Below are 24,872 nucleotides of genomic sequence, written 5' to 3' on the forward strand. Positions count from 1 at the left end.
CGCGAGGCTGCGATCGACCGCGAAGCGGGCGCAGGGGGCTTGAGATCGCTGGAGGACCTTCGGTCCTGTCGCAGCCCGCGGCAGCGCCTACAAAACCAGGCGCTACTCCTTACGGAGTATTGAGCTGAGCCGGCATGACGCCGAGCATCGGGGTGTAGCAAATGGCCTGCTGCGGCGGGTCATCCACACTCAAAACGCGTTTGCATCATGACGCCTGCCCAAGCGTCGATCCCGTGGTTTCACCACGGGGTGGCGCGGGCCAACGGCCATGCAAAGGAAGCGAAATACGCTGGGAGGCGACTGTGCATATAGACGAAATAACCTTTGCCGTGACCGAAACCCTGGCCAGCCTGCTGGAGGTCGATTCCGGGTCGCTGGACGTCGAGCGTTCGTTCCACGAGATGGGCGTCGACTCGGTGCTGATCGTCGGTCTGTCCGCCGAGTTCGAAGACCGTTTCGGCATCTCCCTGGACCCGGAACTGGCCTACCTGCACGACACCGTGAGCAAGGTCAGTCAGCATCTGTATGGCGTCATCAACCAGGGCGCGCTCGGCGCGGTGGGGGAGGTCAGTCATGGCTGACTCGTTGCTCAATATCACCCGCCAGGAACTGCTGGAATTCGTCGGCCTCAACGAGACCGTGGTTCGCGCCCAGGGCACCCGGATCGAAACCGCCAGCGGCCAGACCCTGATCGATTTCGTCGGCCAGTTCGGCGCGGTGCCCTTCGGGTATGGCGCGGCGCCAATTACCGAGGCGATCCACACATTCCTCGCCAGCGGCCAGGCCTCGCTGGTCCAGCCGCTGATCAACCCCGGCGCCGAGGAGCTGGCGCGGCGTTTGATCGAGCTGGCGCCGGGCAACCATTCGAAAGTGACCTTCACCACCAGTGGCGCGGAGACCGTCGAGGCAGCGATCAAGCTGTGCCGCGCCGCGACCCAGCGCGAGCTGGTGATCGGCACCCTGACCGGTTTTCACGGCAAGACCCAGGGCGCGGTGGCGGTCACCGGCAAGGCCATTTACCGCGAGCCGTTCCAGATCCGCGCCGAGGGTTTCAGCCATGTGCCCTATGGCGACCTGGAGGCCCTCGAGGCGCTGCTGAAGACCCGGCGCGCCGCAGCCTTTTTTGTCGAGGCGGTGCAGGGCGAGGCGGGCATGATCACCCCGCCCCCAGGCTACCTGCTGGCGGCGCAGAACCTCTGCCGCCAATACGGCACCCTGTTTGTCCTCGATGAAATCCAGACCGGCCTGGGCCGCACCGGCGAGCTGTTCGCCGCCACCGCCCACGGCCTGGAGCCGGACGTGGTGCTGCTGGCCAAGGCCCTGGGCGGCGGTGTCGCGGCCATTGGCGCGTGCATCTACGGCGAGCAGTGCTGGAGCCGTGATTTCGACCGGCACCACAGTTCCACCTTCGCCGTAAATGGCTTCAGCGCCGCCATCGGCCTGGCCGTGCTCGACCAGCTCACGGCCAACGACGGCGCCCAGCTCAAGCACGCGGCGCAGCAGGGCGCCTATCTGCATGCCGGGCTGTCGCGTCTGGTACGCGACTATCCCGAGGTGTTCCACAGCCTCGACGGCCGCGGCCTGATGCTTGGCCTGAAATTCCGCCGCTGGAGCGGCGAGCGCCTGTACACCCTGTCCCTGGCCAGCGCCTTCGGCGCCCTGGTACCGATCGTTTGCGGCTACCTGAAAAGCCGCCATGGCGTGTACTGCCTGCCGACCCTCACCGAAGGCAACGTGCTGCGCATCCAGCCACCGCTGTGCATCGAACGCGCCGACATCGACCTGCTGCTCGAAGGCCTCAAGGCGGTGGCGGAACTGGTGGTGCACAACCAGCAGCATCGCTTGATCCTCGAAGCCCACGGCTATGCCGGGCCACGGGGTGTGTCGAGCCCCTGGGTGGTGCCCGGCAAACCGCGCAGCAGCGGGCGCTGCCTGGGTCGCTTCGCCTTCCTGCTGCACCCGACCACCGCCGAGAGCGTCAACGGCGACAGCGTGGTGGACGGCCTGGGGCTGTCGGCGGCGGAAAAAACCTTCATGCAGGGCTGGCTCGACGACTTCTCCGAATGGGCCAAGCCCGACCTCGATGCCGGTGTGTCCTATCACGCCCGGCGGGTCTACAACGGTGCCGGCGACTATGTCGAAGGCTGGCTGGTCGGCAGCCTGCTGCAACCGCGCGACCTGATGCGCCTGAGCCTGGGCAAGCGGCGCAAGCTGCTGGCCAACTACCTGGACAGCGTCGCCGAGCTGGAGGTGGATTTCGTCGGCCTGGGGGCCTACACCTCGGTGATTTCCAGTGCTGGTGTCGATGTCATCAACGAGCGGTTCCACACCACCACCGGCAACAGCCTGACGGCCATGGTCGGTGTCGATGCGCTACTGAGCACCTGCGCCAATCGGGGCGCGCCGCTGGCCAAGCGCCTGACCGGGGTGATCGGTGCCTACGGTTCGGTGGGCCGCCTGGCCAGCCTGCGCCTGGGGCGCTTCTGCGAGCACCTGGTATTGCTCGGCAATGGGGCCAATCGGGGCGCCATGGACGAGCTGCGGCTGGTGGCCGGCGAGCTGTATCGCGACGCCTTGCTGCAGATCCAGGGCGGCCACAGCAGCGGCATCGCCAAGACCCTGGTGCTGCTCCTGCCGAGCCTGGCCAGCGTCGAGCAACTGCTGGATCGCGACCTTGGCGACGAGGAGCAATTGCGCGAACTGTTCGACCGCATCGATGCCCTGGCCCATGGCAAGCCGCAGGTGCAGCCGCCGCTGGTGATCACCGCGGACCTGGGGAGCTGGCTGCCACGCCTGGAAACCGTGCTCTCGGCCACCTCCAACGGCTCGGCCTTTATCGACCCGCTGGTCCTGCATCAGAACGCGATCATCTGCGACTGCGCGCAGCCGCCGGACATCGGTCACGTCACCCTGGCGCTGCGCCCGGACGTCACGGTGATCGAAGGCGGCCTGATCCATCTGCCCGACCGCAGCCAGCGTTTCGGCCAGCAGAACCTCACCGGTCTGCCCACGGGCGTGACCTTCAGCTGCCTGGCCGAAACCATGGTCCTGACCATGGCCGGCCTGCAGCGCGACTACAGCATCGGCAAGCGTCCTCCACTGGAGGATGCCGAAGCGATCTTCGACCTGGCCCGAGCCTTCGGTTTCGCCCCCGCGGTGGAGCAGTTGATCGAAAAAGCCGGTTAACCCTGACAACGAGAAAGGAGTCCACACCATGTCGATGCACAACGCCCGCAACGCCACCGAGAAGTACTTGCCGGGCCTGCTCGCCGCCCTCCAGGAGCGTGGCCTGATGGCCCTGGAACAGGCCGACCCGGCCGTGCTCTGCGGGCTGTTTCGCGACTACCGCGCCGCCGGCCTGATCATCCCCGAGACCTACGGCGGCCTCGGCGCCTCGCCGGAGGAAACCGTGGAAATCCTGCGGGCCATCGGTTCGCTGTGCCCGTCCCTGGCGGTGATGATGACCATGCACCACCACACCATCGCCACCATCGTGCAATTGGGTGGGTTGATCCCGGCGGCGGAAGAGCTGCTGTGGGGCATCACCCAGAACCAGTTGCTGATCGCCTCGGCCTTCGCTGAGGGCAAGCCGGGCTCGGAGATCTTCAACCGTAGCGTCAAGGCGCGGCCGGTGGAGGGCGGTTTCGTCCTCGACGGCAGCAAGAAGCCCTGCACCATGAGCCACCACATGGACGTGATCGTGGTCGGTGTCGCCTGTGAGCAGGACGACGGCAGTGTCAGCCAGGGCTTTGCCGTGGTCTTTGCCGATGGCAGCACGGTCACCCGCGAACCCTTCTGGAACGCCACGGTGCTGCGCGCCACCGACAGCAACGAACTGGTGTTCAACGGCGTGTTCGTGCCCAGCGAGCGCATGCTGCTGGCCGACGGCGCCGACAGCGAAGAGGTGGCCGCGACCGCCATGGAAACCTCGCTCAACGGCCTGAGCTGGTTCCAGCTGATGGTCGGCGGCAGCTACCTGGGCGTGGCTTCGGCCCTGGTCGACCGCTTGCTGCGAAAAGCCTTTGCCGACCCCGCGCAACTGGCGCTGCTGTGCATCGAACTGGAAGGCGCCCATCAGGCGCTGCTCGGCACCGCCGGCGAATTGCAGGCGCAACAGGATGCGCCAATGAACACCTACCACAAGGCGCTGTGCACGCGCTTCCTGGTGCAGGCGGCGATCGAGCGTTCGACCAACCTCAGCGTCGAGCTGCTGGGTGGCATGGCCTTTATCGCCTCCGATGAAGTGGCCTATCTGCTGACGGCCTCCCGGGCGATCTGCTTCCACCCGATCTCCCGCGGCGCCGCCACGCCGTTGCTGGCGCAGTTCCTGCGCGAGTCCTACAGCGCCTGATTCGCCTGCTACCGAGCCGGAGCTGTGGCGCCGCTGGCGTCGCTCCGGCCTCGGCAACATGCCTAATGGAGTAGAAGCATGAGTAGCGATTTTCTCTATCCGCCGCGCCCGGCCAATGTCGGTCGCGGGTTTCACTGCCTGGCTGTTCCGCTGTTCAGTCTGCTGCTGGTGTTCAACACCGCGGCTATCGTTGTGATTCTGGCCCTGTCGTGCACCTTGCAGGTCGGGCGCCGGGTGTTGTCGTGGCTGCCGGGAATGAAGGCCCTGGGCGGCTGGCTGGTGACGAGCTATCACCGCTTGTTGCAGCCACTGGCCGACCGTTTGCTCAAGGACCCGCGGGACGAGCCGATCCTCGCCGCCGCCATCAGCCTGGGCCTGACCGCCGGGCCGGTGTTCATCGCCCAGCTGTGGCTCAAGGAAATCTCCTGGCTGCTGGTGCTGCTGTTCTACGCCTTCGTCTACGGCCCGAACATCCGCGGCTTCGTCCGCTCCTTCAGCGCCATGCATCAGGAAGGCCACGTGCCCGGCGGTATCTTCAAGCGTTCGAGCCTGCTGGATCGCTGGGTCGGCAACTCCTTCCTGTACATGTTCTTCGCCATTCCCATGGGCCTGATCCCCCACGCGGCGGCGCATTTGCAACAGCATCACCGGGAGAACGCCGGGCCGCTGGATGTCTACGCCACTGCACGCTACGACCATGCCAGCGCCTGGGATTTCGCCGTCTACATGGTGCGCGAGGTGATGTACCAGCAGTTCATGGTTTCGCCCTGGTTGTACTTCAAGAGCAAGCGCAAGCGCAGCCAGGCCCGGGCCATGGTCATGGGCAACCTGGTGCATGGCGGGCTGTTCGTCGCGCTGGCGTTCTACAGCCTGCCGATCGCCGTGTTCTACATGCTGGTGCCCTGGTGCGCGAGCAACTTCCTGATGGGCGTCATCCACTGGAGCCAGCACGCCTTCTACGGCGGCCAGGAAGACCCCAGGGACTGGATGTACAACACCGTGACCCTGCTGGAAACGCCGGTGAATATCCTCAACGAGGGTTACCACGCCTGCCACCATCACTGGGCCGTCGGCCACTGGTCGGAGAGCCCGGCGCTGTTCGAGCGGCTCAAGCCGGAACTGGCGGCCGCCGGCTCCATGGTGTTTCGCGACCTCAGCGTGTTCGGCCTGTTCGTGCTGCTGATGCTGCGCCGCTTCGATGCGCTGGCGGACAAGCTGGACTGGTGGCAGCCGCTGGACCACGCAGAGAAAGTCCGCCTGCTGCAATACCGGGTGCTGCCGGCGCCCATCTCGGCCCATGAGCACGCCCATCAACGGCGCCTCGGCACAGCGCACGACGCCCACGAATCCACACCTGCGCACAGCGCCCTGGGCCAGCCATGAACCGTCCCCTGACCTTGAAAGTCGCCGCCATCGAACGGGAAACCGACGACGCGGTGACCATTCACCTCAAGCAGCCGCTGCTGCGCAAAGTCCGCTACAGCGCCGGGCAATACCTGACCCTGGAGGTCGACGTCGACGGCGCCAAGGGCTGCCGCGCCTATTCCATCAGCAGCACGCCGGGGCTGGACAAGACCCTGTCGATCACCGTCAAGCGGGTGGCCGGCGGCAAGGTCTCCAATCGCCTGGTGCAGGAGCTGAGCGCCGGCGACGCGGTGCAGACCCTCGGCACCCACGGCCGCTTCACCTTCGCCCCGCAGCCGGGCAGGGGCCGGCACCTGGTGCTGCTGGCGGCGGGCAGCGGGATCACGCCGATCTTCTCGATCCTCAAGTCGGCGCTGCACTTCGAGCCGGACTCGCAGGTGTCGCTGATCTACGGCAACCGCAATCGGGAGTCGGTGATCTTCCGCGACAAGCTCGACCAGCTGCGGCAGACCTTCGGCGAGCGTTTGCAGCTGGTGCATGTGTTGTCGCGGCCGGACACCCCGGGGGCCCACGAAGGGCGCCTGACCCGCGAGCGGGTGATGGACATTCTCGGCGCGCTGCCCGGCCCGCAGGCCCGCGAATACTACAGCTGCGGCCCCAGCGGCATGATGGACGAGGTGACCGCTGCCCTGGAGGCCCTGGGCATTGCCCCGGAAAGCGTGCACCAGGAGCGTTTCACCCCGGCCAAGGCGCCAGTGGCCAGCGGCGACACGGAAAAACGCGTGGAGCTGCTGATGCAGGGCCAGACGTTCAACTTCACCGTTGCCCCAGGCCAGACCCTGCTCGACGCGGCCCTGGCCAGCGGCGTGCAGCCACCGTTTTCCTGCCGCAGCGGTTTCTGCACCGCCTGTGTCTGCACCCGGCTGACGGGGCAAGTGCGCATGCGCGAAGACCACGGGCTGTCGGCGGACGAACTGAACCGAGGCCAGGCACTGTTGTGCGTGGGCTATCCATTGACGGACGACGTGCGCCTGCAAGTCGATTAGCGATACAGACAGAGGAAGGTCAATTCATGAGTCATTCAACCCACCATGCCGCCGAAGACCAGTTGCGGTTGGCCAAGCGCGCCGAACTGCGGGTCGACCGCGAGCGCCAGGCCCAGTTGCAGGCACTGATGCAGCCGCAACCGCTGAAGTTCACGCTCTGGTCGTTGTTGCACCTGCTGGTCTGGTGCGCGGCGGCGCTGTACATCCTGCTCGGCGACAACCCCTGGGGCCTGGCACTGGCGGTGCTGGTGCTGGGCAACCAGCTGCATGCCTTCACCGTGCTGCAACACGATTGCGGGCATGCCAGCGGCTTTCGGTCGGCGGCGCTGAACCTGTGGGTCGGGCGCTTCATGGCCTGGTTCATCGTGTTCCCGTTTTCCTCCTTCACCGAATGCCACAAGTACCATCACCGCTATCTGGGCGATCCGCACAAGGACCCCGACGACTGGAACTACACCGGCGGGGTGAAGTGGATGTTCCTGCGCATCGCCGTGTTCGTGCCGCGCTTCATCTACTTTTCCCTGGTGCGCTACGGCAAGGCAGTGCGCAACCGGGTGCTGCGCGAGCTGGCGTTCAATCTGCTGTCGATGGCGGCGATCGGCGCCTGGTGCTACAGCCAGGGGCTGATGCTGCAGTTCGTGCTGATCTTCATCGTGCCGCTGCTATTGCTGGCGCTGGTGATCAACCCGATTTCCCGGGGCTACGAGCACTTCCCCATGGCCACCCTGGAGGTCGGCGACCCGCAGCGCCTGGACCTGGCGAAGAACACCGTGACCGTCAGCGACCGGCTGATCGGCCTGCTGTGGGCCAACATCAACTACCACGTCGAGCATCACATCTACCCCGGTGTGCCCTTCGTCAACCTGCCACGGCTGGCGGCGCTGCTGGACAACAAGCCCTACCTGCGCGACCGCTGGCTGCTGGCGCGGATGTTCGCGCGACGTCCGGTAACAACTTCCGCCGAACCTCGGCGAGCGGCGTGAGCTACATTTACAGCGCCCGAAGGAGCGCCACCCACCGAGGATTCACGGATGACCTGTATTTTCTGCCAGATCGCAGCCGGCGAATTGCCCAGCGCCCTGGTCTATCGCGATACCCACTGCATGGCCTTCATGGACGTACACCCGCTGGGGCAGGGCCACGTGCTGCTGATCCCGCTGGCCCATGTGGAAAAACTCGAGCAACTGCCCACGGTCATCCGCCAGCACCTGTACCAGGTGTTCGATACCTTGCTGGCCGCCCAGCGTCGCGCCGGCTTCGGGGTGGAAGGCACGCACCTGATCGTCAACGACGGCAAGGCCACCAACCAGCACATCCCCCATGCCCACCTGCACCTGGTGCCGCGGCAAAGGGGCGATGGGCTGGGTTTCGGGATGCGCATGTTCATGCACTTCACCGGTGTGTTCGGCCGCCGCACGCCGCTGCAAACCCTGCGCCGCCAGGCCCTGGTGATCGCCGCCGAGCTCGACCCGCAGGCGCTGGAGAACCTGGCGCACCGGACCAGCCGGCTGCACGCCGAGTCGATTTAGCCGCCCGGGCCGGCGGGCGGCCGGCCCTTGATCCACAGAGGTTTAAAATAAACAGTGCATGCGCTGCGGACGGTCACGCCCGGCGTTTGTGCCGCCAGGAGTCAGGAACATGAGTGCGCTACTTCAGGAGCAGGCCGATCCGGCGCGGGTCTATCGGGTGTTGATCATCGGTGCCGGCTTCTCCGGCATCGGTATGGCGATCAACCTGCGCCAGCGCGGCGAGCAGGACTTCCTGATCCTTGAACAGGAAGCCGGCGTCGGCGGCACCTGGTGGGTCAACCAGTACCCCGGCTGTGCCTGCGACATTCCTTCCCATCTCTATTCGTTTTCCTTCGAGCCCAACCCCGACTGGTCGCGGCGCTTTTCGCCGCAGCCGGAGATCCGCGATTACCTCAGGCACTGCGCCGACAAGTATCAGGTGCTGCAACACTGCTGCTTCAACACCGCGGTCAGCGGCCTGCGCTGGCTGGAAGAGCGCGCGCTGTGGCAGGTGACCGATGCCCGTGGCGGCGTGCGTTTTGCCCAGGTGGTGGTGGCTGGCACCGGGGCCTTGTCGACCCCGGATTATCCCCAGCTGCCGGGGCTGGAGCGCTTCAAGGGCCGGGTCTTTCATTCCCAGCAGTGGGACCATGAGTACGTCCTGGCCGGCAAGCGGGTCGGGGTGATCGGCACCGGCGCGTCGGCGATCCAGTTCGTGCCGCAGATCCAGCCGCAAGTGGCCAGCCTGGCGGTGTTCCAGCGCACGCCGCCGTGGATCATCCCCAAGCCGGACCGGGCCTTTTCCACTAGCGGCCAGCGCCTGCTGCGGCGTTTTCCCGCTATGCAGCGGCTGTTGCGCGGGCTGATCTACACCGCCCATGAAACCCGTGTGTTCGGTTTCGTGTTCAACCCGCGGCTGATGGCCTTGCACCAATGGCTGGCGCTCAATCTGCTGCGGCGCCAGGTCAAGGACCCGGAACTGCGCCGGCGCCTGACCCCGGACTACGCCATCGGCTGCAAGCGCATCCTGCTGTCCAACGACTACTTCCCGGCCCTGGCCCAGGCCAACACCCGGTTGGTCACCAGCGGTATCCGTGAAGTCACCGAGGACGCGCTGATCACCGTCGACGGCCAGCGCCATGCCCTGGATGCGCTGATCTTCGGCACCGGCTTCAAGGCGCGCACGCCATTTCCGGCGGGGATGATCCTCGGGCGCGGCGGGGTGGACATCGTCGATACCTGGCGGCAGGGCAGCGAAGCCTACAAGGGCACCACGGTCAGCGGCTTTCCCAATCTGTTTCTGCTGATGGGGCCCAACACCGGCCTGGGGCACAACTCCATCGTCTACATGATCGAGTCGCAGATCGCCTACATCCTCGGCGCCCTGGACACCCTGCAACGCCTGGGTGTGACCAGTGTCGATGTCGATCCGCAGGCCCAGGCGCGCTTCAACCAGGGCCTGCGCCGCAGGCTGCGCGGCGCGGTGTGGAGCGTCGGCAGTTGCCAGAGCTGGTACGTCGACCCTCACAGCGGGCGCAACGTCGCCCTGTGGCCGGGGTTCAGCTGGCAGTTCCGCCAGCAGACCCGTTATTTCGATGCCGAGGCCTATCGGCTGACGTCGCATCCCCAAGGAGTAAAACCATGAGCCATCCGGGCAAGAGCGTATTTCTGTTCGGCCTGTACATGTTGTTGCTGGGCGCCGCGCTGGTGCTGGCACCCAACCTGCTGCTGCCGTTGTTCGGTTTTGCCCTGACCGACGAGGTATGGATCCGGGTGATGGGCCAGCTGGCGCTGTACCTGGGGGTCTATTACGTCTGGGCCGGCTACACCGAGCGGCGCGAATTCATGGCCCTGACCGTGGCGATCCGCCTGTCGGTGCCGGTGTTTTTTGCCGCCTTCGTCGCCGCCGGGCTGATATCGCCGGTGCTGTTGCTGCTGGCCTTGCCGGACCTGTGCAGCGCGCTCTGGACCTGGTGCGCGCTGAAAGCCCCGACGGCTTCACGCCAGCCACCGGGTCATGCCTGAGCCCTTCAGTCTGGCGCTGACTCGACCCGCCAACTAACCCTGGCGGGGTACTCCATTGAAGTGATTACCACGCGGCTGCGCGCCCTCCATACTCGCCACCAGCCCTGGCGGGTGCCGCTCATGCGGCGTTCGGAGACCTGCCGACACTTCAAAGGATCCGCGATGAAGATTGAACTGATGCAACTGGCCGGCCGTGACGGCGACACGGCCTACAACCTCGAGCGGGTCCTGCGGGGCATTGCCGACTGTGACGACGACATCGACCTGCTGGTGTTCCCGGAAACCCAGATCAGCGGTTTCGCCAACCCGCAGCAACTGGCCGAGGTTGCCGAGCCATTGGACGGGCCGAGTATCCAGGCCGTGTTGCGGGCGGTGCGCGCCAAGGGGGTCGCGGTGGTGGTTGGCATCGCCGAAAAAACCGCCGGCCATTACTACAACACCTCGCTGCTGGTGACCCCCGAAGGGGTGGCGACGAGTTACCGCAAGACCCATCTGTGGCCCGACGAGCGCGGCCTGTTCCAGCCCGGCGACCGCTACAGCACCGTGTTCTGGCGGGGCGTGCGGGTCGGCCTGCTGATCTGCTACGACATCGAACTGCCGGAAAGCGCCCGCGCCCTCGGCCAACTGGGCGCCGAGCTGATCCTGGTGAGCAACGGCAACATGGACCCCTACGGCCCGGTGCATCGCACCGCGATCATGGCCCGTGCCCAGGAGAACCAGGCCTTCGCGGTGATGGTGAACCGGGTCGGCGACGGCACCGACGGCCTGGTGTTCGCCGGCGGTAGTGCGCTGGTCGATCCCTTCGGCCGGCTGCTGTTCGAGGCCGGCCGCGACGAGTGCCGGCAGGTGGTGGAGCTCGACCTCGGGCAACTCAAGGCCGCCCGCCGCGATTACGACTACCTGCATGACCGGCGCCTGCAACTGTCCGGCGAATACGTCGAGCACGCCGATGGCCGTCGCGAACTGTTGATTCCTTAAACCTCATCGCTGTTTTTCCGCCGCTTTCGGCCCTGCCATAACAACCCATAATCAGCAGGCGAGGCGCACGTCCCTTGGACGGGTGCCAACGCTCGGAGTCCTCAGATGAAAGCTATCCGCTGTTTGCCCCTGGCCCTGGCCGCACTGTTCGGTTTCGCTACGGCCCAGGCCGCCGAACCGAGCGTGCATTTCTACAACTGGTACGATTACATCGCCCCGGACACGCCCGGGCAGTTCCACAAGGAAACCGGCATCAGCGTGCTGCAGGACACTTTCGACAACAGCGACGTGATGCAAAGCAAGCTGATGGCCGGGCGCAGCGGCTATGACGTGGTGGTGGCCAGCAGCGACCTGCTGCCGAACCTGATCAAGGCCGGGGTGCTCCAGGAACTGGACCGCAACCAGCTCGGCAACTGGTCGCACCTGGACCCCGAGATGCTGGCCAAGGTACAGAGCAACGACCCCGGCAACCGTTTCGCCGCGCCTTACCTGTGGGGCACCACGGGCATCGGCTACGACGCCGACAAGGTCAAGGCGCTGCTCGGCGACCAGGCACCGGTGGATTCCTTGGACCTGATCTTCAAGGAAGAGAACCTGGCCAAGCTCAGCCAGTGTGGTGTCGCCATGCTCGATGCTCCGAGTGAAATCATCCCCATCGCCCTGCATTACCTGGGCCTGCCCTACAACAGCCAGAACCCCGAGGACTACAAGAAGGCCGAGGCCTTGCTGCTCAAGGTCCGGCCGCATATCCGCTACTTTGATTCGTCGAAATTCATCACTGACCTGGCCAACGGCAACATCTGTGTGGTGCTGGGCTGGAGCGGCGGAGTGTTCGATGCCCAGGTCGCCTCGCAGAAGGCCAACAACGGCCGCCGTCTGGTCTACAGCATTCCCCGCGAAGGCGGGCCGGTCTGGGTGGAAAACCTGGTGCTGCTCAAGGATGCGCCGCATCCCCAGGACGGCCTGAAGTTCATCGATTACCTGCTGCGCCCGCAAGTGATTGCCCAGTCTTCCGACTACCTGGGCTACCCCAACGCCAACCGCGATGCCACGGCGCTGGTGGCCCAGAAGATCCGCGACAACCCTGGGGTCTATCCGTCTGCAGAAGTGATGGCCACGCTGTTCCCGCTGGAGCCGCTGCCGCTGAAAATGGAACGGGTGCGTACCCGGGTGTGGAGCAAGGTCAAGACCGGGAGCTGACCCCGGGAAGGCCACTGCTGGCCGGAGAGAGGAGGGGGCTGCTGCGATTTCCGCAAGCAGGAGCAGAACTGGCTACATCCGTGTAGCCAGTTGCGAAGGGTTGGTACTACGCATTGTTCAATGAAGCTCCTGAGCAAAGTCGCAGTGAGCCAGGCGGGATATCTCGATCATATCCACAACGGGTTCTTCATCGAACTCGAGCCCGCTGCCTGAGCGCCCTGTGTCGCTATTACTTGAGCGTTACATCGAGCATCGGCGGGATGTAACCGTAGTCGTACTCGGCCACCACGAACGTCTGCTGCCCTTTGATCTTGATCTCCACCGTCGGTGCTTCGGTACCGCCGATACGAATCTGCGTGCCGCTTTCGTCGGTCGGTACGCTGTCGATGAAGGAGGTCACCAGGCCGTTGGGCATCACACAGTGCGAGTAGGTCTGGAACGGCTGGGAAGACGGGTTGCCCAGCACCAGGCCGGAACCGTTCAACGGCACGTAGGGGCCGAACAGCGAATCGGCAACAAAACCGTACACCCCGTCCGGCCCGGTCACACCGTCGGCATAGGTGAAGGTGTGGCTGATGGTGAACAGGTAGTACTTGCCGTCCTGGAACACGAAGTGCGGGCGTTCGGTCTGGTCGTTGACGCCGACCGCGGTCAGCAGCGGCGGCAGCATTTCCCAGTCGTCGCCGTCTTCGTCGCGGGCCACGGCGATACCGACACAGGCAGTCTGGAAGCGCGAGTTGCCGACGTCTTCATAACCTGGCGGTACGTCGCCGATTTCCGCTTTCCCGACCTTGTGCGAGCCGCGTTCACCGGCCACGTTGCCTTCGAACAGCATGTACAGCTTGCCGTCGTTGGGGTCGCGGAACGGCCATGGATCGCGGAAGCCCCAGAAGGGGTTCTGCGCTTCGGTCTGGTACATCTTGCCGTCGGCCTCGAACAGCGGCTTGACCTTCTCGAAGCCAACCATGCTGACGCCATGCTCGGTCGTCACCACCCGGCCACGCACCTTGACGATGGTCGCGCCCGGAGTGACAGCGGTGTAATACAGGTCCACATCACCCTGTTCGTTCAACAGGATCGGCGTGCCGGCCCATTCGCGAGCGGTCGGCGAAACCCCTTCGGCCATTACCCGGCCACCGAGTTTCCAGTCCTTGCCGGTACGGGAGAACCAGTAGTACATCTTTGCCCGGCCGTGGCGGTCGTTCCAGTCGCGGGTGATGTCGTAGTTGCCGTTTTCGTCGATGTACTCCGGGTCGTTCGGATGACGATCCGCAGTCAGGGTGAAGATCACCGACCAGCCATCGACGGAGGTTATGTTTCCGTCCAGGTCGCGCAGCGGCATGGTGTCCCAGATGAACACCTCGTTGCTCAATACCGGGAAATCCGCACTGACCAATGGTTGGGTCGTGGTGGGATCGTCCGCATGGACTTTCAGCGCATCGGCCCGAGTCCAGAGGCTGGGTTGATGGGGGGCCTTGCCGAATTTTTCAGTGTTGCTTTTCATAGGTAATACCTCGTCCGTGAATGGATTCGCTTATCAAAAATACTGTATGTGCATACAGCAATTTCACCTTAAGCGAGGCGATTTTTCGGGTCAAGGATAAATTTGCATTTATGCATAATTGCCGTTTTTGCTGGAGCTGATACGTTTCAGCTAGTTATGTTTCCAGAAGTTTGTTTTTCGGCCTGATCAGCGACGATGCCAGCAAAATGCGCGCTTGGAACCGTTGGTCGGTCCGAGGGGCAGGGAGGGGGAAAGGAGGGAGGCAGAACCAGGTGAAGGACGGGCGCCGAACCTGGGCGGATCGGTCAACGCCGCCGAGCGCTGCGAACATTGTCGCTGTCATGGCGCGGACGTAGCCTGGGCCCTCGTCACCTGAATCACGGTCAGCAGAGGGGGATCGCTCTCATGAAGGGTGCAATCGACGCATGGGCACAACCGGCCAATGGCCGGGCGCGGCAGTTGCTGCCGGAGGTGGCGCGGCTGTTCGAGAAGTCAGGTTCCGCGCATTTGCTGGACCAGCCGCTGAGCATCGAGCAGACCGTCGAGCTGATGGACCAGGCCGGGGTAGAGAAACTGATGCTGGCGGCCTGGTGCCGGCCGGAGCGCTGGGTGTTCAGCAACGATGAAATCGCCGCCTACACCCGGGCTTATCCCGAGCGTTTTGTCGGCGTGGCCACGGTGGACCTGAGCCGGCCGATGGCGGCGCTGGCCGAGCTGCAGCGGGCGGTGGGCGAGCTGGGCTGCAAGGCCCTGCGCATTGTGCCCTGGCTGTGGAAACTGCCGCCCAACCACCGCCTGTACTACCCGCTGTACGCCAAGTGCGTGGAGCTGGGCATTCCCTTCTGCACCCAGGTCGGCCACACCGGCCCGCTGATGCCTTCGGAAACCGGGCGGCCGGTGCCTTATCTGGATGAGGTGGCGCTGGACTTCCCGCAACTGCGAATTGTCGCCGGGCACATCGGCCACCCCTGGACTGACGAGATGATCGGCCTGGCCTGGAAGCACGACAATATCTACATCGACACCTCGGCCTACCTGCCAGCTTATTACCCGCCGCAGTTGCTGCATTTCATGCGCACCTACGGGCAGGACAAAGTGCTGTTCGGCAGCAACTTCCCGCAGTTGCCGTTCGATAAATGCATGCAGCAGGTCCAGGCCCTGGAGCTGCCGGAGCCGGTACGGGACAAGTTCCTGCATGGCAATGCGCGGCGGGTATTCGGCTTGTAGTGCAGCGCCTCAGCTGTGGTCCTGGTAGCGGCGCCGGCTGAAAAACAGCGAGCTGCCCATGGCCACCAGTGCCACGGCAATCAGCCCGGCATCGAGGTCGCCCAGCATCGACGGCAAGAACAGTATCCATAGCAGCCCGGCCAGGCTCAGGGCCAGGCCTGTCCACTTCCTCAGCGGGTAAGGCTTCATCCAGTAGTACAGCGGCATCAGCAGCAGGCATACCAGCACATAGGGGAGGTTCTGCTTCATGAGTCTTGCTCGCTGCGGCTGAAGCTCACTGTATTGCCGGCCATGAGCCGTTTTCTGTTGCTGGGACACTGCATGTCGCGCTTCCTTGTCGATGGCATGAGGCGCGCCAGTGTCCATGGCGAGCGGCTTTTGCGCAAATATCTGGTGTTATGCCAACCGCGCCAGGCAGTCCTCCAGAATATCCAGCCCTTCTTCCAGCACCTCGAGTTCAATGGTCAGCGGCGCCAGCAGGCGGACGATGTGCCGCGATTTGCCGCTGGGCATCAACAGCAGGCCGGCGTCCCGCGCGGCGCTGAGCAGTGCGCTCAGTTGCTCCGGGGCCGGCGAGCCGTCGGCCTTGACCAGTTCGATGCCACGCATGGCGCCGACCCCGGTCAGGCGCCCGAGATAGGGGGTCAGGCGCTCGGCCCGCCAGCGCTGGAAGCGGCTGACGATGGCTTGCTCCTGGCGCTCGCCCCAGGTTTGCAGGTTGAGGTCGCTCATCTCGTCCAGGGTCGCCAGGGCCGCAGCGCAGGCGATGGGGTTGCCGGAATAGGTGCCGCCCAGGCCGCCCTTGGGCAGGTTGTCCAGCAGCGCCTTGCGTCCGACCACCGCGCCCAGCGGCACACCGCCACCAATGCTTTTGCCCAGCAGCACCAGGTCCGGCTCGATCCCCAGCCGGGTGAAGGCGAAGCGCTGGCCGGTGCGACCGAAGCCGGACTGGATTTCATCGGCGATCAGCAGGATGCCTCGTTCATCGCAGAAGCGTCGCAGGGCGCGGGCGAACTCGACGTCCAGGGCCAGGAAACCAGCCTCGCCCTGCACCGGTTCGACGATGAAACAGGCCACTTCGGCAACGTCGATCTCCACGCTGAACAGCCGGTCCATGGCCTTCAGCGCCTCCTCGCAGGTCACGCCGTTGTCCGCGCTCGGGTAGGGCAGGTGATACACCGGGCCGGGCAGCACGCCGATCTTCTGCTTGTAGGGCGCGACCTTGCCATTGAGGTTGAGGGTCGCCAGGGTGCGGCCATGGAAGCCGCCGTCGAAGGCGATCACCGCGGTGCGCCCGGTGGCGCCACGGACGATCTTCAAGGCGTTCTCCGCCGCTTCCGCGCCGCTGTTGGTGAGCATGCCGCTGACCGGGTAACTCAAGGGCATGAAACGCGCCAGCCGCTCCATGAATTCGACATAGGGCCCGTGGGGCGCCGCGTTGAACGCGTAGTGGGTCAGCCGGGTGGCCTGCTGCTGAATCGCCGCTACCACCCGCAGATGGCAATGCCCCAGGTTGAGCACGCCGATCCCGCCGACGAAATCGATGTAGCGCTTGCCGTTCTCGTCCCACACCTCGGCATTCTTGCCATGGCTCAGGCGGATGGGGTGAACGATGGAAATCGACTGGCTGATGCTTTCGCTGCTCATGGGCTAAGGGCTCTGGCTACCTGGAACATGGCGGCTATCTAAGCCAAGAGCGAGGCCGTGTCGCAAACGAAATAAAGTGCGGGGGTCAGTATGAAAATTCTGGATGTTGGGGTGGAGGCTGGATCAGTCGTTCAGTGGCGCGACGTTTCTGGTTCTGGCCCGGCGTTGGCGAAACAGTGCGACCGCCACCACCAGCACCACGACACCGAGGACAATCGGCAGGCGATAAGGCTTCAAGTCGCCGAACAGATGTTCCAGCGCATCGCCGGCCCAGTAGCCGCCGCAGACGAACAGCGTGGCCCAGAGCAGCGCGCCGAGCATGTTCAGCAAGGTGAAGCGCAGCGGCGACAGGCCGCTGGCGCCGATCACCACCGGGCCGACCCAGCGCATGCCATACATGAAACGCACCGCCAGCACCGAGGTCGAGGGATAACGCCGGATCAACCCGGTCACCCGCTCGATGGCGGCCTGCTGGCCCTTCAGGCGCGGCAACAGACGCCCGCCGAAATGCCGCCCGCTCCAGAACAGCAACTGGTCGCCGAACATCCCGCTGACCGTCGCCACGGCAATCACCGCCCACAGGTCCAGCACCTGCTGATGCGCCGCCATGCCACCCAGGATCAGCACGGTTTCGCCTTCCAGCAGGCAGCCGAGGACAATCACCCAATAGCCATAGGTCGCAAGCAGGGCGTGCAGGTCGAGGTGTTCGAACATGGGGATGAAGGGGCCTTTGAAGAGCTGATTGGGTGGTGCGATCAACCTGCTGAACCATAGCGCGTCCGAGCGAATCCGTTGTCACGAATCGCTCGGTGGGGTTCAGTCCTCATCCGGCGCCAGCATCCGGGTTTTCGGCGTGCCGTTGGCGTTGTGCTGGTAGATCTCCCGGGGCTGGCCGTGGTCGTTGAAGAACACCTGGCCAATGCCCGCCGAGTTCCACAGCCGTTCGCCGGCCTCGCGATGCTCGGGGCTGTAGGGCACCACGCGCATCAGCCGGCGGCGGGTGAACCAGTTCAAGGGTGAGCGCGGCGAATACAGCCAGCGATTGAGGCGGTCGAACCATTCCAGCAGAGTCGGCGGGAACTCATTCTTGATGCCGCTGCTGGTGATCTGCCAGATCTTCGGGCCGCCCTTGCGGTGGCGGATCAGCACTTCGTAGACGAAGGAATAATGTACGTCGCCGGAGAGGATCACGTAGTTACCCGGGGTACGCGAGTGGCGGAAGATATTCAGGATCACCTGGGCCGCGCCGCGGTGGGCCATCCAGTTTTCCGCGTCCACCAATAGCGGGTGACCGCACCAGCTGAAGACCTTCTGCACTGTCTCGATCAGCTTGACGCCGAACACCGGCGCCGGGGAAACGATGATCGCCGATGGGTGATCCAGCAGTTCATGTTGCAGCTCGCTCAGGGCTTCCCAGTCGAGCAGGCCCGAGGGCTGCGCCAGGTTGAACTCGCTGCGCCAGCGTCGGGTGCGGGTGTCCAGCACCACCAGCGCCGGAGTGGTGGGCAGCGTGTATTGCCATTGCTGGAAGCGCAGCAGTTCGTCGATCAGGGTGTCCTGGGCGGCGCTGTCCAGGTAGAGCGCATCGCCCTGGGCCTCGGCACTCAGGGCGCGAGTGTGTTGCAGCGGCGCGGTGAAGGCATCCGGGTTGTTGCCCCAGCCCTGGCACAGCATGTAGGCGATCAGCGCGTTGCCGATGATGCGTTTGGAAAACGGGTGACCGTAGGCGGTTTCTTCCCACTGGGCGCTGAGGTTCCAGTCGTCGGTGATGTCGTGGTCGTCGAAGATCATCAGGCTCGACAGGTGGGCGAACACCCGCGCCACGCCACCCAGGCCCTTGGCGAAAGCCTCGATCCGCAGCTGCTCGCGCTGGTAGCGCTGTTGCTCCTTGGCTGCGAGCTGCGGCGGGCGTGGATCGATCAGACTCCAGGGCACCGGCGACCAGACCAGCAGGTACATGGCCATGACCTCGGCGAAGGTCACCAGGTGGTTGTCGGCGCTGCTGCTGGTGAAGATCGGCTTTTTCACCCCGCCAAAGAAACGCTCGCGCAGGGTCTCGTTGCTTTTCAGCGCCGGCAGTAATTCGGCGCGTTGGTAATAGCTGGCGCGGTGCTGATAAAGCGCGGCGCTGTCGCTCACCACCGCGCCTTCCAGGTGCTCGCCGAACAAGCCCAGGCGCTCGATCAATGCATGAATCGCCCGCAGCATCGGCCCGGCCACGTCGTCGGCGTAGACCTGGTCGCCGGTCATCAGCAACAGGGCAGGGCGTTGCTGCGGATCGGGTGTTTCCGCCAGCAGGCGATCGACACAGAGCAAACCCTCGTCCGCCGAATGATGGGGCTTGCGGCACGAGCCGTGGACCAATTGCTGAATGCGGCTGTGCAGGACGAAATCCGGCTGCTGCCTTTGCCCGTAGAGCAGATGCGGCGCCCACTCGGCGATGCCTGAACTTGAACCATCGGCATGATTGATCAGCACGTCGTAGTCGATGGGCACATCGCAGGGCAGGGGATTGTCCAGCGGCAGGTCGATCAGGTGGATAAAGGCATGCTGCCCTACCGGGATCACCTGGCACTGCTCGGCGGTAAGCGGGTAATCGCGGCTTTCCGCGTCGCTGCCGACCTGCAAACGCAACGTCAGCTCCAGCGCACGAGAGCCTACCAACCACAGCACCAGCCGCGTGTGTTCCAGGCGGCGCAACAGAGGGCCGGCGAGGACGCAGGGTAAGGCGATGCTGGAAGCGGTCGATGGCAACGGTTGAGACATGCAGGTTCGAGGCTCTTGCGGCAAACGGAGGCGGGGATAGTACCGCAGCCAGTGTCGAAGAATTGTCAGCGAGTGCTTGGGGTGTTTGGGAGCGGTATCGCGCAGTCTGGGCTGAAAACTGCGCGTTGTCCGCAGGCGCTATGGTGCTGTGGGCTTATTGATTTCCCGCAGCAGGTCAGCAACTGGCAACTGCAGGGTGTTGGAGTAATAGGTCTTGTAGCCATAGGCGGTGATAAGTGCTTTGCACGGAATTGTCTTTTTGTTGGCTAACAAGGTGTTCAATTCTTCGATAGAGAGGTCGCGACGGGATTGTCCTTTGTCGAGGGTTTCACTCAAAAAAGCTTCAGTGAAAAAGTTTGAGGGTGGTTGATTCGTTTGAGCTGTATCAGCCTGAATCCTGCCATAGGCAGAGCGCGCAATTTCATGCTCAACGGAAAAGTCATGGTCCCCGTCTAATGCACAAATAAACTGAGCTGAGGCAATACCTTCTCCCATACCTCTTGCGTAGAGATCCAGAAGGTTGATGTTTGATTTGTAGCGGACGATATACAGCGAAAGATCCGCTTTGCGTTCGACAGAAATGAAATTCAAGTCTGCTGGCGGTTTCTCATGATCTTTTGCGCAGGAGGAACAGGCGATAGCCAGCAGAAGCAGACATAGTCTTTTCATGTTTTTGCCAGCTTGTTGGTAATGGATTCAAAGATGATATCGCAGGCGGATTGTGAGCCCGCAATTGGCTGCGTGAACATATCAAATGTCCTTGAACGTCTTCCGGTAGTCGGTGGTGGACGGCGCGATGGCAAAATAGTAGCTTCGATCTCCAGCGCTCTGCTTACGGCCCCCTCCAAACGCCGTGGCCCGGCCCTTCATGCTCGTTTAGGAAGACGTTCTACTCCAGTCGCCAGCTCACAAGGATGAACCATGGCCATCAAATCCACGCATTCCAACCAGCAAAAACACCTCGCCGTGCTGATCGACGCCGACAACGCTCAGGCGTCGATTGTCGGGGCGTTGTTCGAGGAAATCGCCAAGTACGGCATCGCCAGTGTGAAGCGCATGTACGGCGACTGGACCGGGCCGCAGTTGGGCAGTTGGAAAAAACTGATGCTGAAGCATTCGATCCAGCCCATCCAGCAGTTCTCCTACACCAAGGGCAAGAACTCCACTGACAGTTCGTTGATCATCGACGCCATGGACCTGCTTTATACCCGGCGTTTCGATGGCTTCTGCCTGGTGTCCAGCGACAGCGATTTCACGCGCCTGGCCGGGCGCCTGCGCGAGGAAGGCATGACGGTATACGGCTTCGGCGAAGCGAAGACGCCTGAGTCTTTCGTTAGCGCCTGCGACAAGTTTATCTACACCGAAATTCTCCAGGCCCAGGACGTCACTGAATCCGCCGCCCAGGGTGACAAGACCCAGGCCGTCCCCGGCTCCATCGAGAATGCGGGCAAACAACCAGCCGCTTCATCTTCCAGCAGTCCGACAGAAGTACCGGTGGAGTTCATCGCCAAGATTCTTGATGACATCGCCGAAGAGGACGGTTGGGCGCCCTTGGCCATGTTGGGCACCACCATCAGCAAGGTGAGCCCCGCATTCGACTCCCGGTTGTACGGCCACACCAAACTCAGCGGCCTGATCCGAAGCCAGAACAAATGGTTTGACCTGGACACCCGTGGCGGCTCGCCCACCGGTGGGGTGGTGTTGTACGTGCGCAACAAAAAATAGGACCCCCGACCAGCAGGCTCGCTGAGTTGGCTGGCCACGACCGATTCGATTGACCTTCCCAGGAGTGAACCATGCGTAACCTTTGTGCCAGCCTGTTGATCGGCGCGACCGTTCTGTTGTCAGGCTGCAACACCACACCCTATGACAGGGCTACCATCTATTACGACCGCACGCAGTTCACGACTCAAGTCAGCAAAGACTTCCCGGACATCAAGGGACCAATCCTGCAACACGGTCGCTGCTCGCTACTGATCTCCACTCCGGGCTCTACCACCGGCACCTACCACTTCTGCACCTTCGCCCTGACCCAGGACGAACTCTACGTCCAGGGCTGGGACGCCACGGCGCTGAAGTACAAGGAAATCCTGCGGGTCGACCTGTCGACCCTGAGCAAGGTCGCTTTGGATTCGTATTTCCGGACCAACCAGGTGCAACTGATCGAACAGCGCCGTCAGAGCGCACTGAGCGTGATGATCGATGACGGTGGCTATCACGACACAGCGGCGACGGAGCGTGTGTACGAGACCATCAAGAAACGCGGAGTAACTGTGGTGAAGAGCGAAGGAATGATGATGCCGCCGGCTCCGCCGACACCGGTGGTGATTCCTATTGTTATTCCTAAGTAATAGCCAATTTTTAAATTTGGTTTAAATGTTGATGGGTGAGTATTGGAGTGAGTTATGATTAAGCAATTAAAAGAGATTACTAATCTTAGGACATATGTTGCCTCAGTGGGGGTCTTCGTTTTAGGTGTGGTTTTACTTGCGCTGAGTGAACGGATTGGCTTTCCTGATGGATATCTTTGGGTAAAGTCACTAATGTCAAATATTGGAGCTCTTTTGATTGCGTCGGTATCAATTGCAATGCTTTGGGAGTTGTTCTCGAAAAGGTCTTTTTTGGATGAGTTATTAGCAAAGACTGGACTTGCTGATGATATACGAACAGTGGGAGTTACGGGGATATCGCTAAATCCAGTTCAAGGGCCAAATTTTTCAAGGCTCATTAGGTCTTGTGAGCGACTTGATATGTTTGTTTGTTATGCAAATACATGGCGAGCTACATTTGAAGAGGATCTTAAGTTTTTAGCTGCCAAAAAAGGTAGTCGAATTAGATTGATAGTTCCGGATCCTGATAATGAGGAAATAATGAAGGATCTTGCTAAACGTTTTAATGCAAATGATTCTGCGACAATGCAGGGTAGGGTTAGGTAGGCTATCAATGAGTATAAGGATTTGTTTGCCTCTGTGGGTAATGATAAGTTGGACTTTAGTGTGTGGATACATGATGAGACTCCTGTGACAAGTTTTTATCGTTTTGATCGCTGTGCAGTTGTTACTTTGTATAAACATGCAAAGGGGCGGGGAAATGCTCCAACTGTTACAGCTGAACGTGGTGGCAGTCTTTACAATTACATTGAAAGTGAGATTGATTCGATGGTTAAAGGTATTCCTCCGTATCAAAAGTTAGCCAGGCAAATATATCCGGAGGTTGTTTGAGGCCTCTGCAGTTTTTTGTATTGCGCCGTGAACGCTAGATTTTTTTGCAGAAAGGCAACTCACAAGCTACTCTTTACTTGCCGCTGAAAACTCAGCGGTCGGGCTTGGAAACCCGCAAAGGTATAGGCGCACAAGCGCCCAGATCACGATTGCAGGCGCTATTTTTTTGCCTGCGACTTCGTGTAATGGCGGCTGTGCGCGGGAGGACTTCGGTCCTGCCGGGACCTATACCCCCGGTTTTCCAACCTGCGTACAGCTGCCACCCATTCGCTTGGAAACGAACGTGGTAGCTCTTTCTTAGGTATAGGAGCTAGTCGCATGGACGTTTTGACTCAGTATCTTCACCTCGTAAACTCTAGCCTTCCGATAATCATCGGAGGTGCACAATGAGCGCTTCAATCAAAACTCTCGGTACCGTCACCTTCGCCCCTACCGGCGAATCTCAACACTCCCTGTTCCGCGTCAACCCTGACGTGCCGCTGCGCGAGGCACTTGAGCACGTATCGCAGTTGCTGTTCCACGCCAAGATGCTGGCCCTGGATGCGGCCATGGAGCGGGACGATCGTTATGCCTGGGCGTCCCATTACTTCAGTGAGATGGGCAAGGCGATTGTGGATGATCTGTGCCTTGGCGAGTGGCCGGTAGCGGGCGGTCGCCGGCCCTGATGTGATCATCGTCGCCCGGATGTAAGCCCTGAATGAAGGCCCTACTGGTGGGCCTTCATGCCAAAGCAAACGCGTAATGCCAACCGCGCTCGTTGGTTTCCTTCAAGCGCAGATGGAAGCCTCATGAGTGGCACAACAACGTTATGAGGATACCGAAGGGAATTCTGGCTGCTATATGAGAGGGACGGCAGGATGCAAAAAAGGCCCTTAAAGGGCCTTTTTGTATTCAGGTGAAGCACTCAATTAATTTCATTGCACTAACCGACAACAGCATGCTTCCCCCAAGCCCCCATATAATATAGTGCGATACGATGAGCCTTCTTTTAAACGGCTGGGGGAAAGTATCTATCTCGTTGGCGTCCAATATGCCTTTTTTAACATGGGAAGTAGGGCGAGCTAAAAAACCTGCCACCATGCCGACCATTACCAGCCTTCCCCAAGGACCCATGTGAAGATAGAACCTGCTCCCGGTTATTGCCTTGCAGTTTTTAACGTGGCCAAGTATTTCCTCCATGCGGGTGTACCCCCAATAGAGATAGATACCACCCATGCTGAATATTCCAAGAAAAGTCAGGATGCATAAAACAACAAAAAAATCATGTGGGGAGCTAATCAGGTTCATTTTCCTTTCTCATATATAAACTCTCCAATGCTCTCGCCCCCAGCTTCACCCAGTTTCCCTGCCGCATAAGAGCCCCCTCCGATGACTATCAGGCCGCACACCACGCTACCGATGCCACCTGTAGGGACTCCGATGGCCACACAAACAGTTCCGGTCGCGGCGGTACCTAATGCCATTCCCGCAAACATTCCACCTGCTACCCCGCCCGTAAAGCTTCCGGCTTCGGTGAACCGTACTTTCTCACAAGCCTCCTTATTCCCCGCTGAGCAAACGTCCTGAACCTTCACATAAGACGCTCCACCGCCCAATGCTGTCCCAAGCCAACCGCCCAACTTAAGTACCTTGGAGGCTCGGGAAACACCCTCAATATGCGTGGCGTACCCTGGAATCTGACCTACCGCACCCGCCTGGGTCCAGCGATGCACCAGACTCCGACTGGAAATCCCCAAGGCGCTTTTAAGGCTGGGGTGATCGGGGAAGGCAATGCTTATTTTCGTGATGGAGGTCAGGTTGGTATCCAGTTGTGCAAACAGCTTTCTCCTTTCACTGAAGAACTCAACGCTGCGCAAATGCCCATCCCGCAGAAAGAACTTCTGATGGAGTTCTTCGATATCCAGCAAGGTTCTTTTCAAGCTGTCCATATGGTTGCCCACGGCCGTCGTGCTGACACCCAAAGCAGTCGAACCATAGGACAGTATCGATTCAACCTGCGCCCGATACTTGAGCATAAAAGCGGCTTCCTCATCA

The 24,872-nt window shown here is 62.0% G+C and carries 24 protein-coding genes and 1 pseudogene; 17 read left to right on the forward strand and 8 right to left on the reverse strand.

Going from position 1 to position 24,872, the window contains the following annotated elements:
• The first annotated feature begins 302 nt into the window (after positions 1 to 302).
• From J4D28_RS10075 to J4D28_RS10125, 11 genes are all read left to right on the forward strand, one after another.
• Complete coding sequence (locus J4D28_RS10075; protein ID WP_009045481.1) at positions 303 to 581, forward strand: acyl carrier protein; 279 nt, start codon at positions 303 to 305, stop codon at positions 579 to 581.
• Complete coding sequence (locus J4D28_RS10080; protein WP_009050689.1) at positions 574 to 3,186, forward strand: aminotransferase class III-fold pyridoxal phosphate-dependent enzyme; 2,613 nt, start codon at positions 574 to 576, stop codon at positions 3,184 to 3,186. The genes J4D28_RS10075 and J4D28_RS10080 overlap by 8 nt, the downstream gene beginning before the upstream one ends.
• Positions 3,187 to 3,214: 28 nt before the next feature.
• Complete coding sequence (locus J4D28_RS10085) at positions 3,215 to 4,351, forward strand: acyl-CoA dehydrogenase family protein (RefSeq protein ID WP_009050688.1); 1,137 nt, start codon at positions 3,215 to 3,217, stop codon at positions 4,349 to 4,351.
• A gap of 78 nt (positions 4,352 to 4,429) precedes the next feature.
• On the forward strand, positions 4,430 to 5,734 hold the full coding sequence (locus tag J4D28_RS10090) for a fatty acid desaturase (protein WP_009050687.1): 1,305 nt from the start codon (positions 4,430 to 4,432) through the stop codon (positions 5,732 to 5,734).
• Positions 5,731 to 6,762 carry a ferredoxin--NADP reductase gene (locus tag J4D28_RS10095; protein ID WP_009050686.1) on the forward strand — a complete coding sequence of 344 codons (1,032 nt, stop codon included), beginning with the start codon at positions 5,731 to 5,733 and terminating at the stop codon, positions 6,760 to 6,762. The genes J4D28_RS10090 and J4D28_RS10095 overlap by 4 nt, the downstream gene beginning before the upstream one ends.
• Before the next feature lie 26 nt (positions 6,763 to 6,788).
• Complete coding sequence (locus J4D28_RS10100) at positions 6,789 to 7,745, forward strand: fatty acid desaturase (RefSeq protein ID WP_009050685.1); 957 nt, start codon at positions 6,789 to 6,791, stop codon at positions 7,743 to 7,745.
• 48 nt (positions 7,746 to 7,793) lie between these two features.
• On the forward strand, positions 7,794 to 8,291 hold the full coding sequence (locus J4D28_RS10105) for an HIT family protein (RefSeq protein ID WP_009050684.1): 498 nt from the start codon (positions 7,794 to 7,796) through the stop codon (positions 8,289 to 8,291).
• Positions 8,292 to 8,400: 109 nt separating this feature from the next.
• Positions 8,401 to 9,915, forward strand: coding sequence for an NAD(P)/FAD-dependent oxidoreductase (locus J4D28_RS10110; RefSeq protein WP_009050683.1), 1,515 nt, complete (start codon positions 8,401 to 8,403; stop codon positions 9,913 to 9,915).
• Positions 9,912 to 10,295 carry a hypothetical protein gene (locus J4D28_RS10115; RefSeq protein ID WP_009050682.1) on the forward strand — a complete coding sequence of 128 codons (384 nt, stop codon included), beginning with the start codon at positions 9,912 to 9,914 and terminating at the stop codon, positions 10,293 to 10,295. Before J4D28_RS10110 ends, J4D28_RS10115 begins: the two co-directional genes overlap by 4 nt.
• A 162-nt stretch (positions 10,296 to 10,457) precedes the next feature.
• On the forward strand, positions 10,458 to 11,273 hold the full coding sequence (locus J4D28_RS10120; protein ID WP_009050681.1) for a carbon-nitrogen hydrolase family protein: 816 nt from the start codon (positions 10,458 to 10,460) through the stop codon (positions 11,271 to 11,273).
• A gap of 105 nt (positions 11,274 to 11,378) precedes the next feature.
• On the forward strand, positions 11,379 to 12,473 hold the full coding sequence (locus J4D28_RS10125; RefSeq protein WP_041984290.1) for a polyamine ABC transporter substrate-binding protein: 1,095 nt from the start codon (positions 11,379 to 11,381) through the stop codon (positions 12,471 to 12,473).
• 229 nt (positions 12,474 to 12,702) lie between these two features.
• On the opposite strand, the gene J4D28_RS10130 is transcribed toward J4D28_RS10125, so the two are convergent.
• Positions 12,703 to 13,977, reverse strand: coding sequence for a glycoside hydrolase family 68 protein (locus J4D28_RS10130; protein ID WP_016703507.1), 1,275 nt, complete (start codon positions 13,975 to 13,977; stop codon positions 12,703 to 12,705).
• 405 nt (positions 13,978 to 14,382) lie between these two features.
• Between J4D28_RS10130 and J4D28_RS10135 the strand changes: the two genes are divergently transcribed.
• The gene (locus J4D28_RS10135; protein WP_103331698.1) at positions 14,383 to 15,204 is read left to right on the forward strand and encodes an amidohydrolase family protein; all 822 of its coding nucleotides are present in this window, start codon (positions 14,383 to 14,385) and stop codon (positions 15,202 to 15,204) included.
• Positions 15,205 to 15,213: 9 nt separating this feature from the next.
• Here J4D28_RS10135 and J4D28_RS10140 read toward each other — a convergent pair whose 3' ends face one another.
• From J4D28_RS10140 to J4D28_RS10160, 5 genes are all read right to left on the reverse strand, one after another.
• Positions 15,214 to 15,453 carry a hypothetical protein gene (locus J4D28_RS10140; RefSeq protein WP_009050677.1) on the reverse strand — a complete coding sequence of 80 codons (240 nt, stop codon included), beginning with the start codon at positions 15,451 to 15,453 and terminating at the stop codon, positions 15,214 to 15,216.
• A gap of 147 nt (positions 15,454 to 15,600) precedes the next feature.
• Entirely contained in the window at positions 15,601 to 16,851 is a 1,251-nt protein-coding gene (locus J4D28_RS10145) for an aspartate aminotransferase family protein (RefSeq protein ID WP_103331697.1), read from the reverse strand.
• A 123-nt stretch (positions 16,852 to 16,974) separates the two neighbouring features.
• The gene (locus tag J4D28_RS10150; RefSeq protein ID WP_101283426.1) at positions 16,975 to 17,565 is read right to left on the reverse strand and encodes a DedA family protein; all 591 of its coding nucleotides are present in this window, start codon (positions 17,563 to 17,565) and stop codon (positions 16,975 to 16,977) included.
• Positions 17,566 to 17,667: 102 nt separating this feature from the next.
• A complete protein-coding gene (locus tag J4D28_RS10155; RefSeq protein WP_103331696.1) occupies positions 17,668 to 19,617 on the reverse strand; it encodes an alkaline phosphatase D family protein in 1,950 nt (649 codons plus the stop codon).
• Positions 19,618 to 19,755: 138 nt separating this feature from the next.
• A complete protein-coding gene (locus J4D28_RS10160; RefSeq protein WP_232788594.1) occupies positions 19,756 to 20,286 on the reverse strand; it encodes a hypothetical protein in 531 nt (176 codons plus the stop codon).
• A 252-nt stretch (positions 20,287 to 20,538) separates the two neighbouring features.
• Between J4D28_RS10160 and J4D28_RS10165 the strand changes: the two genes are divergently transcribed.
• From J4D28_RS10165 to J4D28_RS10185, 5 genes are all read left to right on the forward strand, one after another.
• Complete coding sequence (locus tag J4D28_RS10165; RefSeq protein ID WP_101283420.1) at positions 20,539 to 21,342, forward strand: NYN domain-containing protein; 804 nt, start codon at positions 20,539 to 20,541, stop codon at positions 21,340 to 21,342.
• A gap of 71 nt (positions 21,343 to 21,413) precedes the next feature.
• Entirely contained in the window at positions 21,414 to 21,968 is a 555-nt protein-coding gene (locus J4D28_RS10170) for a hypothetical protein (protein ID WP_101283418.1), read from the forward strand.
• Positions 21,969 to 22,022: 54 nt separating this feature from the next.
• Positions 22,023 to 22,553, forward strand: a complete 531-nt coding sequence (locus J4D28_RS10175) for a hypothetical protein (RefSeq protein ID WP_146043840.1) — start codon at positions 22,023 to 22,025, stop codon at positions 22,551 to 22,553.
• A 33-nt stretch (positions 22,554 to 22,586) separates the two neighbouring features.
• On the forward strand, positions 22,587 to 22,838 hold the full coding sequence (locus tag J4D28_RS10180) for a hypothetical protein (protein WP_146043839.1): 252 nt from the start codon (positions 22,587 to 22,589) through the stop codon (positions 22,836 to 22,838).
• Positions 22,839 to 23,224: 386 nt separating this feature from the next.
• Positions 23,225 to 23,503, forward strand: coding sequence for a DUF3077 domain-containing protein (locus J4D28_RS10185; RefSeq protein WP_101283414.1), 279 nt, complete (start codon positions 23,225 to 23,227; stop codon positions 23,501 to 23,503).
• Between the two features lie 226 nt (positions 23,504 to 23,729).
• Here J4D28_RS10185 and J4D28_RS10190 read toward each other — a convergent pair whose 3' ends face one another.
• The gene (locus J4D28_RS10190) at positions 23,730 to 24,125 is read right to left on the reverse strand and encodes a hypothetical protein (protein WP_038634921.1); all 396 of its coding nucleotides are present in this window, start codon (positions 24,123 to 24,125) and stop codon (positions 23,730 to 23,732) included.
• Positions 24,122 to 24,872: pseudogene (locus tag J4D28_RS10195) on the reverse strand (PAAR domain-containing protein); the annotation flags it as partial. The gene J4D28_RS10190 and the pseudogene J4D28_RS10195, both read right to left, overlap by 4 nt.

This window comes from Pseudomonas sp. GW531-T4 (assembly GCF_017349615.1).
GTDB lineage: Bacteria > Pseudomonadota > Gammaproteobacteria > Pseudomonadales > Pseudomonadaceae > Aquipseudomonas > Aquipseudomonas chlororaphis_I.